The 15,124-nt window shown below is 75.4% G+C and carries 15 protein-coding genes; 5 read left to right on the forward strand and 10 right to left on the reverse strand.

Annotated features, from left to right (window positions below; genetic code table 11):
• Positions 1 to 26: 26 nt before the first annotated feature.
• The 5 genes from AB0J00_RS10335 to AB0J00_RS10355 all read right to left on the reverse strand — a co-directional run bounded on the left by AB0J00_RS10335 (position 27) and on the right by AB0J00_RS10355 (position 4,394).
• Positions 27 to 968 carry a type II secretion system F family protein gene (locus tag AB0J00_RS10335; protein ID WP_357743747.1) on the reverse strand — a complete coding sequence of 314 codons (942 nt, stop codon included), beginning with the start codon at positions 966 to 968 and terminating at the stop codon, positions 27 to 29.
• Positions 969 to 1,038: 70 nt separating this feature from the next.
• Positions 1,039 to 1,902 (reverse strand): type II secretion system F family protein, encoded by an 864-nt coding sequence (locus AB0J00_RS10340; RefSeq protein ID WP_357743749.1) that lies wholly within the window; start codon positions 1,900 to 1,902, stop codon positions 1,039 to 1,041.
• Positions 1,899 to 3,137, reverse strand: a complete 1,239-nt coding sequence (locus AB0J00_RS10345; protein ID WP_357743751.1) for an ATPase, T2SS/T4P/T4SS family — start codon at positions 3,135 to 3,137, stop codon at positions 1,899 to 1,901. Before AB0J00_RS10345 ends, AB0J00_RS10340 begins: the two co-directional genes overlap by 4 nt.
• 160 nt (positions 3,138 to 3,297) lie before the next feature.
• Positions 3,298 to 4,107: an IclR family transcriptional regulator gene (locus tag AB0J00_RS10350; protein WP_357743753.1), complete on the reverse strand. Its 810-nt coding sequence runs from the start codon at positions 4,105 to 4,107 to the stop codon at positions 3,298 to 3,300.
• A 29-nt stretch (positions 4,108 to 4,136) separates the two neighbouring features.
• Entirely contained in the window at positions 4,137 to 4,394 is a 258-nt protein-coding gene (locus AB0J00_RS10355; protein ID WP_357743755.1) for a hypothetical protein, read from the reverse strand.
• A 250-nt stretch (positions 4,395 to 4,644) separates the two neighbouring features.
• Between AB0J00_RS10355 and AB0J00_RS10360 the strand changes: the two genes are divergently transcribed.
• The gene (locus tag AB0J00_RS10360; RefSeq protein WP_357743757.1) at positions 4,645 to 5,469 is read left to right on the forward strand and encodes an alpha/beta hydrolase; all 825 of its coding nucleotides are present in this window, start codon (positions 4,645 to 4,647) and stop codon (positions 5,467 to 5,469) included.
• A gap of 10 nt (positions 5,470 to 5,479) precedes the next feature.
• On the opposite strand, the gene AB0J00_RS10365 is transcribed toward AB0J00_RS10360, so the two are convergent.
• From AB0J00_RS10365 to AB0J00_RS10375, 3 genes are all read right to left on the reverse strand, one after another.
• Positions 5,480 to 5,812: a hypothetical protein gene (locus tag AB0J00_RS10365; protein WP_357743759.1), complete on the reverse strand. Its 333-nt coding sequence runs from the start codon at positions 5,810 to 5,812 to the stop codon at positions 5,480 to 5,482.
• Between the two features lie 114 nt (positions 5,813 to 5,926).
• On the reverse strand, positions 5,927 to 7,321 hold the full coding sequence (locus AB0J00_RS10370) for a M1 family metallopeptidase (protein ID WP_357743761.1): 1,395 nt from the start codon (positions 7,319 to 7,321) through the stop codon (positions 5,927 to 5,929).
• A gap of 62 nt (positions 7,322 to 7,383) precedes the next feature.
• On the reverse strand, positions 7,384 to 8,508 hold the full coding sequence (locus AB0J00_RS10375; RefSeq protein ID WP_357743763.1) for an ROK family transcriptional regulator: 1,125 nt from the start codon (positions 8,506 to 8,508) through the stop codon (positions 7,384 to 7,386).
• Positions 8,509 to 8,552: 44 nt separating this feature from the next.
• Here AB0J00_RS10375 and AB0J00_RS10380 point away from each other — a divergent pair, with 44 nt between their 5' ends.
• On the forward strand, positions 8,553 to 9,728 hold the full coding sequence (locus AB0J00_RS10380) for an MFS transporter (protein ID WP_357743765.1): 1,176 nt from the start codon (positions 8,553 to 8,555) through the stop codon (positions 9,726 to 9,728).
• Positions 9,729 to 9,731: 3 nt separating this feature from the next.
• On the opposite strand, the gene AB0J00_RS10385 is transcribed toward AB0J00_RS10380, so the two are convergent.
• Positions 9,732 to 11,171 carry a sugar porter family MFS transporter gene (locus AB0J00_RS10385; protein WP_357743767.1) on the reverse strand — a complete coding sequence of 480 codons (1,440 nt, stop codon included), beginning with the start codon at positions 11,169 to 11,171 and terminating at the stop codon, positions 9,732 to 9,734.
• A 100-nt stretch (positions 11,172 to 11,271) separates the two neighbouring features.
• On the opposite strand from AB0J00_RS10385, the gene AB0J00_RS10390 reads away from it, so the two are divergent.
• On the forward strand, positions 11,272 to 11,676 hold the full coding sequence (locus tag AB0J00_RS10390) for a hypothetical protein (protein WP_357743769.1): 405 nt from the start codon (positions 11,272 to 11,274) through the stop codon (positions 11,674 to 11,676).
• 44 nt (positions 11,677 to 11,720) lie between these two features.
• Here the strand turns inward: AB0J00_RS10390 and AB0J00_RS10395 are convergent, their stop codons facing one another.
• Positions 11,721 to 12,644 carry an NADP-dependent oxidoreductase gene (locus AB0J00_RS10395; RefSeq protein ID WP_357743771.1) on the reverse strand — a complete coding sequence of 308 codons (924 nt, stop codon included), beginning with the start codon at positions 12,642 to 12,644 and terminating at the stop codon, positions 11,721 to 11,723.
• 154 nt (positions 12,645 to 12,798) lie between these two features.
• On the opposite strand from AB0J00_RS10395, the gene AB0J00_RS10400 reads away from it, so the two are divergent.
• Both AB0J00_RS10400 and AB0J00_RS10405 read left to right on the forward strand, forming a co-directional pair.
• The gene (locus AB0J00_RS10400; RefSeq protein ID WP_357743773.1) at positions 12,799 to 14,085 is read left to right on the forward strand and encodes a dolichyl-phosphate beta-glucosyltransferase; all 1,287 of its coding nucleotides are present in this window, start codon (positions 12,799 to 12,801) and stop codon (positions 14,083 to 14,085) included.
• Positions 14,082 to 15,124: glycosyltransferase family 39 protein (locus tag AB0J00_RS10405; RefSeq protein ID WP_357743775.1), on the forward strand; the 1,043-nt coding region annotated here is incomplete at its 3' end. The genes AB0J00_RS10400 and AB0J00_RS10405, both read left to right, overlap by 4 nt.

A 15,124-nucleotide genomic window follows, 5' to 3' on the forward strand; every position in this document is an offset into this window, starting at 1 on the left:
GTCGTCCTCCTTCTCCGTCGCCGGCGTCACTGCGCCAGCGAGACGATGCTGATCAGGCCCGGGAACAGGGCGAACAGGACGGTGACCGGCAGCACCAGGAACACGACCGGGACCATCATCTGGATCTCCTTGCGGCCGCCGGCCTCCAGCAGCCGCCGCTTGCCCGCCTCGCGGACGTCGGCCGCCTGGGCGCGCAGCACCTCCGCCAGCGGCGTGCCGCGCTCGACCGCGACCACCAGCCCGTCGACGAAGCGGGCCAGCGCGTCGAGCGAGGTCCGGTCGGCGAGCTCCTGCAGCGCGTCGACCAGCGGCACCCCGGCGCGCGCCCGGCCGAGCGCGCCGCCCAGCTCGCGGGCCAGCTCACCGCCGGACAGCCGGGTCACCCGGGCGATCGCCGCGGTCGGGCTCTCCCCCGCGGTCACCGCCAGCGCCAGCAGCTCGGCGACCACCGGGAACTCCGCGAGCAGCAGCTCCTCGCGCCGCTGCACCTGCTGGGTCAGCCACCAGTCGCGGCCCAGCACGCCGCCGACTCCTCCGGCGACCAGCAGCAGGACCACCGACAGCACGTTGACCCCGCCGGCCGCCGCCGAGCCCACGGTCGCGACGACGGTGGCGCCGAGCAGGCCGACCCCGCCCCACACGACCTGCTCGACGCGGAAGTCCTCGACGGTCCCGTCGCCGCCGAGCGCGTCCAGCCGCCGGCGGACGGCGATGCGGCCGCCGAGCAGCTTGTCGATGCGGTGCGCGCCGTCGGCCAGCAGCGGGCCGAACACCCGGCGGGCGGCGGTGAGCATCCCCGGCTGGGTGACCGTGCCCAGCAGCCGGGACGGCGCCGGGCTGTCCTGGACGTAGGGCGCGAGCCGGTCGACCAGCCGCACCTGCCGGAACGGGGGCGCGTACCGGACGGCGAGCAGCACCCCGCAGGCCGCGACCAGCCCGAGCAGCATGCCGAGCACACCCGGCGTCACGACGACACCCCGCCGCTCCGCGGCCCGTTCGCTCCGCTCCTCGCTCGCTGGCGCTCGCGGCGATGCTCGCTCACTGGAGCACCCGCACGTCCTCGGGCAGCCGCCCGATCCGCAGCATCAGCCGGTAGGCCACCAGGCAGACCGCGCCGCCACCGAGCAGCAGCCCGAGCCCCGCGGCGGTGTCGTAGGCGGTGAGCGTCTGCTGCTGGGTGGCCAGCAGGAGCAGCACGACCCACGGCGCGGCGACCGCCAGCCGCGCGGCCTGCACCACCCAGCCCTGCCGGGTCTCCAGCTCCGCGCGGGTGCGGGCGTCCTCGCGGAGGAACGCCGCCAGCGTGCGCAGCACCCGGCCCAGGTCGGTGCCGCCCACCTCGCGGGCGACCCGCAGCGTCTCGACGATCCGGTCGCCGACCGGGTCGGCGAGGTCGTCCTTCAGCCGGTCGAGCGCGTCGCTGAACCGCCCCGAGGAGCGGTGGTCGGCGGCGAACCGGGCGAACGTGGGCCGCAGCACCTCGGGCCCGCGGACGGCGAGCGCCCCCAGCGCCTCCGGCAGCGACAGACCGGCCCGCACCGCCGAGGCGAGGTTGTCGACGACCTCCGGCCACACCTCGCGCAGGTCCGCGCGCCGCTTGGCGGCCAGCCGGCGCACCAGCAGCCACGGGACGGCGGCGCCGAACACCCCGAAGACCAGGCTGATCGTCACCGTGCGGGTGGTGACCAGGACGAGCACCAGCGCGGCCACGCCGAGCGCCACCTGCAGCGCGAGCAGCTGGGCGGCGTTGATGCCGGTGAGCCCCGCCGCGGCGAGCAGCTGCTGCCGGCGCCCGGGACGCCGCCCCGGCGTCCGCCGCTGGGGCGCGCGCGGGCCGGAGCGCCACGCGAGCAGCAGCCCGACGCCGAGGGCCAGGCCGAGCAGACCGCCGGAGACGGTCACGACCGGTCACCCAGCAGCGCGGCGAGGTCGAACCCGGCGGCGGCGAACCGGTCGGCGTGCGGCGGGAACCCGTCGGCGCGCACCAGCCGGCCCTCGCGGGTGGTGAACACGTCGGCGGTCTCGACGACGGTGCCCTCGGCGCGGCCGGGCAGTGCCACGATCTCGCGGACCCGGCGCTGACCGGAGGCCTCGGTGCCGACGTGCACGACCAGGTCGACGCTGGCGGCGACCGTCGGGACGACGAACGCGTGGCCGATGTTCTCCCCGGCCAGCAGCGGCAGGGTGCACATCTTCACGACCGCCTCGCGGGCGCTGTTGGCGTGCAGCGTGCACATGCCGGGCAGCCCGGAGTTGAGGGCGATGAGCAGGTCGAGGCACTCCTCCTGGCGCACCTCGCCGACGACCAGCCGGGAGGGGCGCATCCGCAGCGCCTCCTTCACCAGCCGGCGCAGCGGGATCTCCCCGGCGCCCTCGAGGTTCGGCTGCCGGGTCTGCATCGCGACGACGTCGGGCAGCGGCACGCGGAGCTCGAACACCTCCTCGCACGTGACCACCCGCTCGCGGGCGGGGATCGCGGCGCACAGGCAGTTGAGCAGCGTCGTCTTGCCCGCCTGGGTGCCACCGGCGACCAGGATGTTCAGCCCCGCGGCGACCGCGGCCTCGAGGAAGCGGGCCGCCTGCGACGTGAGCGTGCCCAGCGCGACCAGCTCGTCGAGGCTGTGCGCCTGCAGCACGAACTTCCGGATGTTGACCGCCATGTGCCGGCGGGTGACGTCGGGGATCACCACGTGCAGCCGCGACCCGTCCGGCAGCATCGCGTCGACGAACGGCGTCGACATGTCGACCCGTCGACCCGAGGTGCGCAGCATCCGCTCGACCAGGTCGGCCAGCTGCCCGGCACCCAGGATGGTCGTGGTCAGCTCGCTGCGGCCGCGGCGGGCGACGAACACCCGGCCGGGCTCGTTGACCCAGATCTCCTCGACCTCCGGGTCGTCGAGCCAGCGCTGCAGCGGCCCGTAGCCGGCGACCCGGTCGAGCACGTCGCGGACGACGGCCTCCGGGTCGGCGAGCGGCGGCAGCGCGGACGCCAGCGACCGCTCGCCGTACTCGGCCACGACGTCCCGCACGAGCACCCGCACCGGCGCCGGGTCCGCGAAGGGGTCGAGCCCGCGACGGCGGATGAGCTCGCGCACCTCGCCGTCGACCAGGTCGACGGCCGTGGTCGCTGACGCCACGACACCCCCGTTGAGCTGCACCGAGATCGGATGAGTGCAGTGACGGTAAAGGTGCCGCACAGGTTCGGACAGCGGTCCGGTGACGTTCTGTGGACAACCACCCGCCAGGTTCACCCGACCAGGCGACGCCTCCTGGGGAGGGAGGCCGGGACCGGGGCGGTCAGGCCCAGGAGCCGGGGTTCACGGTCGGGTCGCCGGCGTCCGACAGCGCCCGGGAGATCGCCTTCGCCGTCACCCGCACCGGGTGCACCATCGTCGGCGCCGTGGCGTCGCCGTGCCGGAACACCAGCGAGACGGCGGCCACCACCGCTCCCCCGGCGCCGACCACCGGCGCGGCCACGCCGACGTACTCGTCGTCCACCTGACGGTCGCTGACCGCCCAGCCGCGCTCGCGCACGTCGGCGAGCACCCGCAGCAGCTCGGCGGGCTCCACGAGGCTGCGCGGGGTGTACCGGCGCAGCGGCCCGGCGAGCACCTCGGCGCGCACGTCCTCGGGCGCGTGCGCGAGCAGCACCAGCCCGATCGCCGTCGCGTGCAGCGGGTACCGGCCGCCGACCCGCGGGCGGGGCGGCTTGTGCCGCGGGTGCTCCAGCCGCTCGATGCTCACCAGCTCGGTGCCCTCGCGGATGGCCAGCTGCACCGTGCCGTGCGTCGTCTCGTACAGGTCCTGCAGGTAGGGACGGGCCAGCCGCTGCAGCCCCATCGACCGGGGCGCGAGCGAGGCGACCTCCCACAGCCGCAGCCCGATCCGGTACTTGCCGTCCTCGTCGCGCTCCAGCGCGCCCCACTCGGTCAGCCGCTTGACGATCCGGTACGCCGTCGGCACCGGGATCTCCGACCGGCGGGCGATGTCGGCCAGCGACTGGCGCACCCGGCCGCCGGAGAACGTGCCGATCACGGCCAGGGTGCGGTCGACCACCGAGCGGGCGGGGCGGGGCGTGCCCGGGTCCGCGGGAGGGTCGACCGTCACCCGGTCATCCTGCCGTGCCGGCGGCACCGTCAGTGCGAGCTGGGGAGCACGACGTGGTCGACGGAGTACGGGGTCTGCTCCAGCGCGTCGTTCATGATCGCCTCCATCACCGGGAGCGGCACCAGGCAGTCGGCGCACGCGTCCGGGCCCGCCTCGACGTGCACGACCACCTGCGCGGCCTCGGCCGGAGTCCAGCGCAGCAGGTAGCCGTCGGAGGCGAGCACCTCGCGGAACTGCTGCAGCGCGGCGTCCACCGCGGCGGGGTCGATCGTCGTCTGCTCGGTCATCGGGCTCTCCTGTTCGGCACGGACGTGACCAGGTGATGGCACCACCGTGACGCCCCGGTGGAGCAGAGGTGTTCTCACTCCGTGAAATGCCACGGTCTCCTGGGAGGACGCCGGGAGTCCTTGACACCCCTCCCGCCTGTGCGGCCAGGATGATCACGACCCGGCCCGCACCCGGATCGCACCGTGGCGATGTGCGGCGCCCGGCGTCCGATCCACCATCCGCTCATCCGCACCACCACGGAGGCAGACCATGCCCACGATCACCACGACCGACGGCGTCGAGATCTTCTACAAGGACTGGGGCACCGGTCAGCCGATCGTCTTCAGCCACGGCTGGCCGCTGTCGGCCGACGACTGGGACGCCCAGCTGATGTTCTTCCTGGCCCAGGGCTACCGGGTCATCGCCCACGACCGGCGCGGCCACGGCCGCTCCACCCAGGTCGCCGACGGCCACGACATGGACCACTACGCCGACGACCTGGCCGCGCTCACCGCGCACCTGGACCTGCACGACGCCATCCACGTCGGCCACTCCACCGGCGGCGGCGAGGTCGTGCACTACATCGCCCGCCACGGCGAGGAGCGCGTCGCCCGCGCCGTCCTCATCAGCGCCGTCCCGCCGATCATGGTGCAGACCGAGGCCAACCCCGGCGGGCTGCCCAAGAGCGTCTTCGACGGCATCCAGGAGCAGGTGGCCACCAACCGGTCGAACTTCTACCGCGACCTGCCCGCGACGGCGTTCTACGGCTTCAACCGGGACGGCGTCGAGCCGCAGGAGGCCGTCATCCAGAACTGGTGGCGCCAGGGGATGATGGGCGGCGCGAAGGCCCACTACGACGGCGTCGTCGCCTTCTCCCAGACCGACTTCACCGACGACCTGAAGAAGATCACGGTGCCGGTGCTGGTCATGCACGGCGAGGACGACCAGGTCGTCCCCTACGCCGACTCCGGCCCGCTGTCGGCCGAGCTGGTGCAGAACGGCACGCTGAAGTCCTACCCGGGCTTCCCGCACGGGATGCCCACCACGGAGGCGGCGACGATCAACGCCGACCTGCTGGAGTGGCTCCGCTCCTGAGCACCCCGGCTCAGCCGGCGGCGGGGACGTCGCCGGCTGACCGGCCCAGCGCCAGCCCGGAGCCGGCGACGAGCGCGCGGACGTCGCTCGCGGAGCCCGCCGCCGCCACCGACCGGGCCAGCGCGCGGTAGGCGTCCAGTTCCGCGGTCTCCTCCCCCGACCGGCCGAGCGCCTCGATCCGCGCGGCGACCGGCACCAGCGTCGCCCGCTGCGCGGCGGCCAGCTGCTGCGCCGCGGCGTTGCGCGCCTCCTGCCCGGACGCGGCGTCCCCACCGGACGCGCAGCCGGTCAGCCCGAGGGCGAGCCCGGTGACGGCGGTGACGAGGAGCAGGCGGGTGCGCATGGGGAGCCTTCCGACGGTGCCGGCCCCTGGTGGCCGGCATCGTCACCGGTCCCCGCGTCCGGCAGCGCGCAACCGAGTTGCCCGCCAACGATCACCCGCGCGAGGGAGACGGGGTCACCAGGTGGTCGGCTTGGCCGGGGTGTAGAGCCAGGTCCGGAAGAAGTCGTCCAGGTCCCGGTGGCTCACCCGCTCGGCGAGCGCGGTGAAGTCCGCCGTCGTCACCGTGCCGTACCGGTGCTCGGTGGCCCACCGGCGCAGCAGCGTGCCGAACGCCTGCTCCCCGATCTCGCCGCGCAGCGCGTACAGCGCCGCCGCCCCCCGGTTGTAGGTGGCGTCGGCGAACAGGTCGGCCGCTCCCGGGTCGGCCGGCGCGACCTGCCAGAACTCGTCGTCGGCCGGGGTCGCCATGACCGCGTCGAAGGACTCCTGCAGCCTGCCGGTGCCGGTGTGCTCGGCCCACAGCCACTCGCTGAAGGTCGCGAGCCCCTCGTTGAGCCAGATGTCCGCCCACCGCGCCGGGGTGACGCTGTCGCCGACCCACTGGTGGGCCAGCTCGTGCAGCACCGTCGAGGCGTCCGGCGCGCCCGAGTAGACCGGCTTCGTCTGCGTCTCCAGCGCGTACCCGACGCTGTCGTCGTCGACGATCGAGCCGAACGAGGTGAACGGGTAGCGCCCGTAGACCGTCTCGAGGAACGCCACCATCTCCGGCTCCTGCGCCAGCGACGCCTGGGCGGTGGCGCGCTCGTCGCCGGCGAGGTCGCGGTCGACGAAGTCGTTGATCGGCAGCCCGCGCGGGCCGGTCTGGGTGGTCAGCTCGAAGTCGCCGATCGACGCCGTGGCCAGGTAGCTGGCCATCGGGTCCTTCGCGTGCCAGGTCCAGACCGTGCGGCCGTGTGCGGTGACCGGCCGGCCGACCAGCTCACCGTTGGCGACCGCCGTCTTCCCGGCCGGCACGGAGATGACGAAGTCGTACGTGGCCTTGTCACCCGGCACGTCGTTGACCGGGAACCAGGTGGAGGCACCCTCCGGCTCGTTGGCCACCAGCGCACCGTCCGGGGTGCTCACCCAGCCGTACAGCTCGCCGCCGATGTCGGTCGGCCGCCCCGGCACCCCGCCGTAGACGACGGTGACCCGGTGCGTGCTGCGCGCCGCGAGCCGGGCCTGCACCACGAGCTCGCCGCCGCGCCCGTCGGCCGCGGACGTCTGGGTGAAGGCGGCCTTCCGTCCGTCGACCAGGACCTTCGCGACCGCGAGGCCGCGCAGGTCGAGGCTGAAACTGCTCAGGTCCGTGGTGGCGGTCAGGGTGATCACCGCGGTGCCGTCGAGCCGGCCGGTGCCCGGCTCGTAGGCCAGCCCCAGCCCGTAGTGCCGGACGTCGTAGCCGCCGTTGCCGGCCGCCGGGAAGTACGGGTCGCCGCCCGACGTGCTGCCCGGGGCGGGTGCGGCGACGGCGGGCGTGGCCGCGACCAGCGGCAGGATCCCCGCGAGCGCGACTGTCGAAGCGAGCACGGAACGTCTCATGCAGGCAACCTAGGAGCCGGGTGTGAGATCCGCACCACGTCGCCGGTGGCTCACCGGCGCAGCAGCTCCCACCAGCGGTCCCACACCCGCTCGGCGGCACCGGTGAGCGGTCCGTCGTCAGCGAGCCGGGCGGCCACCACCGGCGGCGGGGTGCCGCCGCGCCAGCGCATCAGCCCGGCGCGGCAGGCGGTGTCGACCGCGTCCGGCGCCGCGGCGAGCAGGTCGGCGGCCAGCCCGCCGAGGGTGACGACCGCCGGGTCCAGGGCGTTGACCAGGCCGGCCACGCCCCGCCCGAGCGCGGCCGCGACCCCTGCGACCGCCGCCCGGGCTGCGTCGTCCCGGCGCGCGAGCACCTGGCGGGCGTAGGTCACCGGGTCGGCGGGCGGCGGCTCGCCCAGCGCCCGGGCCAGCGCCCCGCCGTCGACCGCGGTGCCCCAGCAGCCGAGCGCACCGCAGGCGCAGCGCACCGCCGGATCGCCCATCGGCAGGTGCCCGAACTCCCCCGCCGCGCCGCGCGCACCGCCGACCAGCCGGCCGCCCTCGACCAGCGCGCCGCCCAGGCCGACCTCCACCAGCAGGTGCAGCGCGGACGCCGCGCCGCCCGCCGCACCCCGCCGGGCCTCCGCGACCGCGGCCAGCGTGGCGTCGTTGTCGGCGACGACCAACTCGCCCGGCGGCGCCAGCGACCACAGGTCGACGTCGGTCCAGCCCAGGCTGGTCGCGTCGAGCCGGCGCTCGTCGAGCACGATGCCGGGCGCGGCCACGCCCAGCCCGCGCACCCGGCCGCCGAACCGGTCGCGCAGGTCGGCCACCGCGCTGCGCAGCCCGGCGAGGACGACGTCGGCCGGCTCCCCGGCGTGCCGGGCGGTGCGGCTGCCGACCGAGGCGCCACCGAGCTCGACGGCGTCGACCCGCCAGTCCTCGTGGGTGATCACCGCGGCCAGCACCAGCGGCCCCTCCGGGTGCGCGGTCAGCTGCCGCGTCGGCCGGCCTCGCCCGCCCGCCGGCGCCACCGGGCCCTCGGCGAGCAGCCGCGCGGCGACGAGCCGGCCGACCACCTCGGTGGCCCCGCCGGTGCCGATGCCCAGCTGCCGGCTCACCTCCGCGCGGGTGCGCCCGGGGTGCGCGTGGACGGCGGCCAGCATCGCGACCGCACGGTCCGGCAACGTGTCCACGCGTCCACCTCCCCAATTGCTCTGAGTCGGAGTTTAATGGCCCGGTGACCGCAGCCGCGCCGACCACCACGCCGGCTCCCCCGCGCGGAGGAGCCCGGGTCCCCGCCGCGCTCGCGGTCCTGACGCTGGCCACCTTCGCCGCCGTCACCGCCGAGACGCTGCCGGTCGGCCTGCTGCCGATGATCGCCCGCGACCTGGGCACAAGCGAGTCCCGGGTCGGGCTGCTGGTCAGCGGCTACGCCGTCGTGGTGGCGATCGGCTCGCTGCCGCTGACCGCGCTGCTGAGCCGGTGGCCGCGGCGCGGCGCCCTGGCCGCGCTGCTCGTGCTCTACGCGGCGGGCAACGCCGTCTTCGCCGTCACCGACGACTACCGGATCGCCCTGGTGTCCCGGCTGCTGGCCGGGCTCGCGCACGCCGGGTTCTTCTCCGTCGCCATCGGCGCCGCGCTCAGCCTGGTCTCCCCCGCCCGCGCCGGCCGGGTCACCGCCCTGGTCTTCGCCGGGGTGACGATCGCCTTCACCGCCGGGGTGCCGGCCGGCACGGCGCTGGGCACCGCGGTCGGCTGGCGCTGGGCGGTCGCCGGCATCGCCGCCGTCCTGCTGCTGCTGGCCGTGCTCGCGACGCTGCTCCTGCCGGCCGCTCCCCCGCCGGCGGCCGGCGCGCCCGCGCCCGTGCGCCAGGTGCTGCGGCGCGGCCCGGTGCTGCTGGTCGCCGTCATCAGCGTGGTGCTCACCCTCGGGCACTACACCGCGTTCACCTACGTCTCGCCGATCCTGCGGGCGGCCGGCGTGGCCGAGGACCACGTCAGCCTGGTGCTGTTCGGCTACGGCGCCGCGGGCGCGCTCGGGCTGGTGCTGGCCGGCGCGCTGGCCGACCGCGTCCCGCGCCCGGCGCTGGTCGGGGCAGCCCTGCTCGTCGTGCTCACGCTGGGCGCGATCGGGCTGTCCGGCACCGCGACCGCGCTGGTCGTCGTCGCCGTGGTGGTGTGGGGCGTGGCGTTCGGCGCGCAGCCCACGCTGCTGCAGACCGCGGCCCGGCGCGCGGCCCCGGACGCCGGCGACGCCGCACCGGGGCTGACCAACGCGACCACCAACGTCGGCATCGCCGGAGGCGGGCTGCTCGGCGGTCTGCTGGTCGCCGATCCGGCGGTGGTGGCGCTGACCGGCGCGGCGCTGGCCGCAGTGGCGCTCGTCCTGGTGCTGGTCGGCCGGCGTCGCTGACGGTCAGGCGCCGGCGGCCGCCCGGGTCCCGCTGCTGGCGTGCACCTCACCCGGCCGGAACTCGCCCTTGCGCAGCGACCGCTCGATGTCCTCGAGGCTGAGCCCGGTCATCTCCGGGAACCGGCGGAGGACGAACACCCAGGCGATCACGTTGAACGCGGCGTACACCCACATGCTCGGACCGACGCCGATCGCGTTGATCATCGTGAGCAGCGTCAGCGTGATGACCGTGTTGCTCCCCCACAGCACCGCCGACTGCACCGCCGTGCCGGCACCGCGCACCGGCAGCGGGTAGATCTCCGAGCCGGTCAGCCAGCCCATCAACTGCAGGCCGCCGGCGTTGAAGAACATGAACACGATCAGGCAGGTGATCAGCAGCCAGGCGGTGTCGGCGTTGTCGCCGCCGATGACGAACACCAGGCCCAGCACGAACAGCGCCGTCGCAGCACCGGGCACCATCACCAGCGTCAGCCGCCGGCGGCCGACCCGGTCGATGATCGCGAAGCCGACCAGCATCATCACCAGGTAGGTGACCGCCAGCGCGACGCTGGCCAGCAGCGCCCCGTGCTCGGTGAAGCCGACGTCGGTGAGGATCGTCGGCGTGTAGTAGATGATCATCTCGATGCCGCTGAGCTGGGTGAACAGCGCGATGCCGCAGCCCACCACCAGCGCCGGGCGCACCCACGGCTTGCGCAGGCCCGACCAGCCGCGGGTCGGCGAGGTGCGCTCCTGCTCCTCGACGTCCTGGATCTCGCGCAGCTCGCCCTCCAGGTCACCACCGGTGCGCACCCGCTCGAGGTTCTTCCGGGCGTCGTCGAGCCGGTCGACCTTCACCAGCCACCGCGGGCTCTCCGGCAGCGGCACCATCAGCGCGAACAGGACGGCGGCCGGCACGGCGGCCATGCCGACCATCCACCGCCAGGAGAACGCCCCGGTCGCGCCCACGATCGTCGAGACCAGGATGCCGACGCCGATCGCCACCTGGAAGGTGAGCACCAGCCGGCCGCGCCACTGCGCCGGCGACAGCTCGGCGACGAACATCGGCACCGTCTGGGTGGCCGCGCCGACGGCGAAGCCGAGCACCACCCGGGCCGCGCAGAGCAGGACGGCGGACGGCGCCAGGCTGCTGGCCAGCGTGCCGACGACGAAGACGGCGGCGATCAGCAGGATCGTGCGGTGCCGGCCCCAGGCCTCCGACAGCCGGCTGCCGACCAGCGCGCCGATGACCGCGCCGATGAGGATGCTCGCGGCGATGAGCTGCTCCATGCCGCTGCCGGTGTCGAAGTCGCGGCGGATCTGCAGCAGCGCGCCGGAGACGATGCCGGTGTCGTAGCCGTAGAGGAAGCCGGAGATCGCCGAGGCCAGCGCGGTGAGCACCAGCAGGTGGTTGAGCCGGGGCGGTTCGGTCGCCCGGGTGCCCGGGGACGCCGTCGTATCGGTCATGACCACCTCGTCGTCGGCCGTGCCAGCGACCGGGGTCCCGGCCGCTGCGGGTCGTGCCCGACGGTGCGGCCGGGGAAACCGGCTGGGGCAGACTCCCGGCATGGCCTCCACCGAACGGGCACCCGCCCCGACCACCCGACCGCACCCCGCCTACAGCGCCCTGGTGGGGCTGACCTCCCTCGGCGTGCTGCTGCAGGGGCTCTGGGCCGGCCTCTTCCTCCGGCCCGGCGACCAGGGCACCTGGGTCTCGATCCACCAGCACGCCGGTGAGACGACCGTGCTGCTCGGCGTGCTCGCCGCGGTCGCGGCGCTGGTCTGGATGCGGCACAACCGGCCGGCGCTGATCGGCACGCTGCTGCTCGCCGTGCTGCTGGTCGTCGAGCTGGTGCTGGGGTACTCCCTCGACGGCGGCAGCACCGGGGCGGTCGTCGTCCACGTGCCGCTGGCGATGCTGCTCATGGGCCTGGCCGTCTACCTGCCGCTGGCCGCCCGCCGGACCCGCTGACCACCTGCGGCCGCCACCCCGTCCGGGTGGCGGCCGCAGGTCGGCTAGAAGGTCAGCACGAGGCGGCCGCGCACGCCGCCGGCCTCGAGGCGGCGGTGCGCCTCGGCCGCGTCGGCGGCCGGGAAGGTCTGCGCCACCCGCAGGGTCAGCAGGCCGTCGTCGACCGCCCGGCGCAGCCCGTCCAGCTCGTCGGCCCGCTCGGAGTACTCGCGGACGAGCACCGGGTGCACCTTCAGCCCGCGCTCGCCGTCGCCCTGGTAGCCGCGCACGGTCGCGACCGCACCGCCGTCCTTGACCGCGGGCAGCACCTTCGCGTCCTGGACCGCGCCGTCGGCCAGCCCGTCGACGCCGTCGGGGTACTGCTCGCGGATCCGCTGCGCCACGTCGTCGCCGCGGCGCACCACCACGTCCGCGCCGAGCTCGCGCACCAGCGCCTCGTCGGCCTCCGACGCGTCGGCGACGACGGTCAGCCCGGCGGCCTTGGCCAGCTGGACGACGTAGCCACCGAACGCGCCGGCCGCACCGGTCACCGCGAGCACCTGGCCGGGCTGCAGGTCCATCCGGTCCAGCGCCAGCCGGGCGGTGAGCCCGTTCATCGGCAGCGTCGACGCCGCCACGTCGCTGGCCCCGGCCGGCACCCGGGCGATCGACCCGGCGGGCAGCACGATGTCCTCCCGGTAGCCGCCGTGCGCGCCGGTGGGCACCACGACGCCCATCACGTGCTCGCCGACGGCGATGTCCAGCTGCACCCCCTCCCCGACCTCGGCGAGCACCCCGGCGACGTCCATGCCCGGTACGTACGGGAACTCCTTGACCGGGTCGCGCTGCTGGTAGGTGCCGTTGCGCGCGTAGGTGTCGGTCGGGTTCACCGTCGCCGCGGTCACCTGCACCCGCACCTGCCCCGGGCCCAGCGGCTCCTGCGGCACGTCGATCAGGTGCAGGGCCTCCGGCCCACCGAACTCGGTCACTCCCGCTGCTCTCATGGCCCGGGGCCTACCCGACCCGGTGGCCCGGGCAACCGGTCGTCCGCTGAGACGGAAGCCACGCCAGGGCCGGCACGCTCACAGTCGGCGCGCAGCCGGGGCAGAGAACGCCGCCAGCGGAGCGCCCGACGCTCCCCCCATGCCGCCGTTGACCGAGAGCACCACCGCGCGCCCCGCGACCTCACCGGGCGCACCGGTGGTCGACGTGGTGATCCCCGTCCACAACGAGGAGCGGGACCTCGAGCCGTGCCTCCGCCGGCTGCACGAGCACCTGCGCGCCCAGCTCCCCTACCCGTTCCGCATCACCGTCGCCGAGAACGCCAGCACCGACGGCACCGTCGCGGTCGCCCACCGGGTCGCCGCGGAGCTGCCCGGCACCGAGGTGCTCGTGCTGCCCGAGGCCGGCCGCGGGCGCGCGCTGCGCACCGCCTGGCTGGGCAGCGACGCCCCGGTGCTGGTGTACATGGACGTCGACCTGTCCACCGACCTCGACGCCCTGCTGCCACTGGTCGCCCCGCTGATCAGCGGCCACTCCGACCTGGCGATCGGCACCCGGCTGGCCCGGTCGTCCCGGGTGGTGCGCGGCGCCAAGCGGGAGCTGATCAGCCGCGGCTACAACCTGCTGCTGCGCGGCACGCTGGCCACCCGGCTGTCCGACGCCCAGTGCGGGTTCAAGGCCGTCCGCGCCGACGTCGCCGCCCGGCTGCTGCCGCTGGTCGAGGACACCGGCTGGTTCTTCGACACCGAGCTGCTGGTGCTCGCCGAGCGCAGCGGGCTGCGCATCCACGAGGTCCCCGTCGACTGGGTCGACGACCCCGACAGCCGGGTCGACATCGTCCGGACGGCGACGGCCGACGTCGCCGGGATCGTCCGGATGCTGCGCGCCTTCGCCCGCGGCCGGCTGCCCACCGCGGAGCTGCGGGCCCAGTTGGGGCGCGGCCCGCTGACCGACCCGGTGCCCGGCGTGCCACCGGGCCTGGTCGGCCAGCTGGTCCGGTTCGCCGTCATCGGCGTCGCCTCCACGCTGGCCTACCTGGTGCTCTTCCTCCTGCTGCGGCAGGGCACGGGCGCCCAGCCGGCGAACCTGCTGGCCCTGCTGGTGACCGCGGTCGCCAACACCGCGGTCAACCGCCGGGTCACCTTCGGCATCCGCGGGGGCCCCGGCGCCGGCCGCGCCCAGCTGCAGGGGCTCGTGGTCTTCACCCTCGGCTTGCTGCTGACCAGCGGCTCGCTCGCCGCCCTGCACGCGGCCACCCCGCACCCCGGCCGGCTCCCCGAGCTCGCCCTGCTGCTGGCCGCCAACGCGGCGGCGACGCTGCTGCGCTTCCTGCTCCTCCGCGGCTGGGTGTTCCGCGCCCGCCGCGGCCCCGACCGCACCACCCCCGTCCCTGACCCCGCCGTCCCGGCGATGGAGACCTCCCGATGACCACTGTCCAGAACCCGCCCACCACCTGGGCCCCGCCCCCGGCCGCACCCGCCCGGCCGTCCCGGGCCCGCCGCCTGGTGCGCGGCCGCGCCGGCGACCCCGGGTGGGTGCGTCCTGCCCTGCTGGCGCTGCTGGCCGGCACCGGGCTGCTCTACCTCTGGGACCTCGGGGCGTCGGGCTGGTCCAACTCCTTCTACGCGGCCGCCGTGCAGGCCGGGACGCAGAGCTGGGAGGCGTTCTTCTACGGCTCCTCGGACGCCGGCAACTCGATCACCGTCGACAAGCCGCCGGCCTCGCTGTGGGTCATGGAGGTCTCCGCGCGCATCTTCGGGCTGAACCCGTGGTCGCTGCTGGTGCCCGAGGCGCTGATGGGCGTCGCGACCGTCGGCGTCGTGTACCTGGCGGTGCGCCGGGTCGTCGGTGCCGGAGCCGGGCTGCTCGCGGGCGCGGCGATGGCGCTGACCCCCGTCGCGGCGCTGATGTTCAGGTTCGACAACCCGGACGCGCTGCTCGTGCTGCTGATGAGCCTCGCGGCCTACGCCACGATGCGGGCCACGGAGCGGGCCTCGCTGCGCTGGCTGGTCGGCGTCGGCGTGCTCCTCGGCTTCGCGTTCCTCACCAAGACGCTGCAGGCGGTGCTCGTCGTCCCCGGCTTCGCGCTGGTGTACCTGGTCGCCGCCCCCGCCTCGCTGGGCCGGCGGATCCGCGACCTGCTGGTGGCCGGCGCCGCCCTGGTGGTCGCCGGCGGCTGGTGGGTGGCGGTCGTCGAGCTGGTGCCGGCGTCGTCACGGCCCTACATCGGCGGGTCGCAGACCAACTCGGTGTGGGAGCTCATCTGGGGCTACAACGGCCTGGGCCGGCTGACCGGCGACGAGACCGGCAGCGTCGGCGGCGGCGGTGCCGGTGGTGGCGGCACCTGGGGCGAGACCGGTCTCTCCCGGCTGTTCACCGCCGAGATCGGCGGCCAGGTCTCCTGGCTGCTGCCGGCCGCGCTGGCGCTGCTGGTGGCCGGGCTGGTCGCCGTCGGCCGGGCGCCGCG

The organism is Modestobacter sp. NPDC049651, assembly GCF_040659695.1.
In the GTDB taxonomy this organism is placed as follows: domain Bacteria; phylum Actinomycetota; class Actinomycetes; order Mycobacteriales; family Geodermatophilaceae; genus Modestobacter.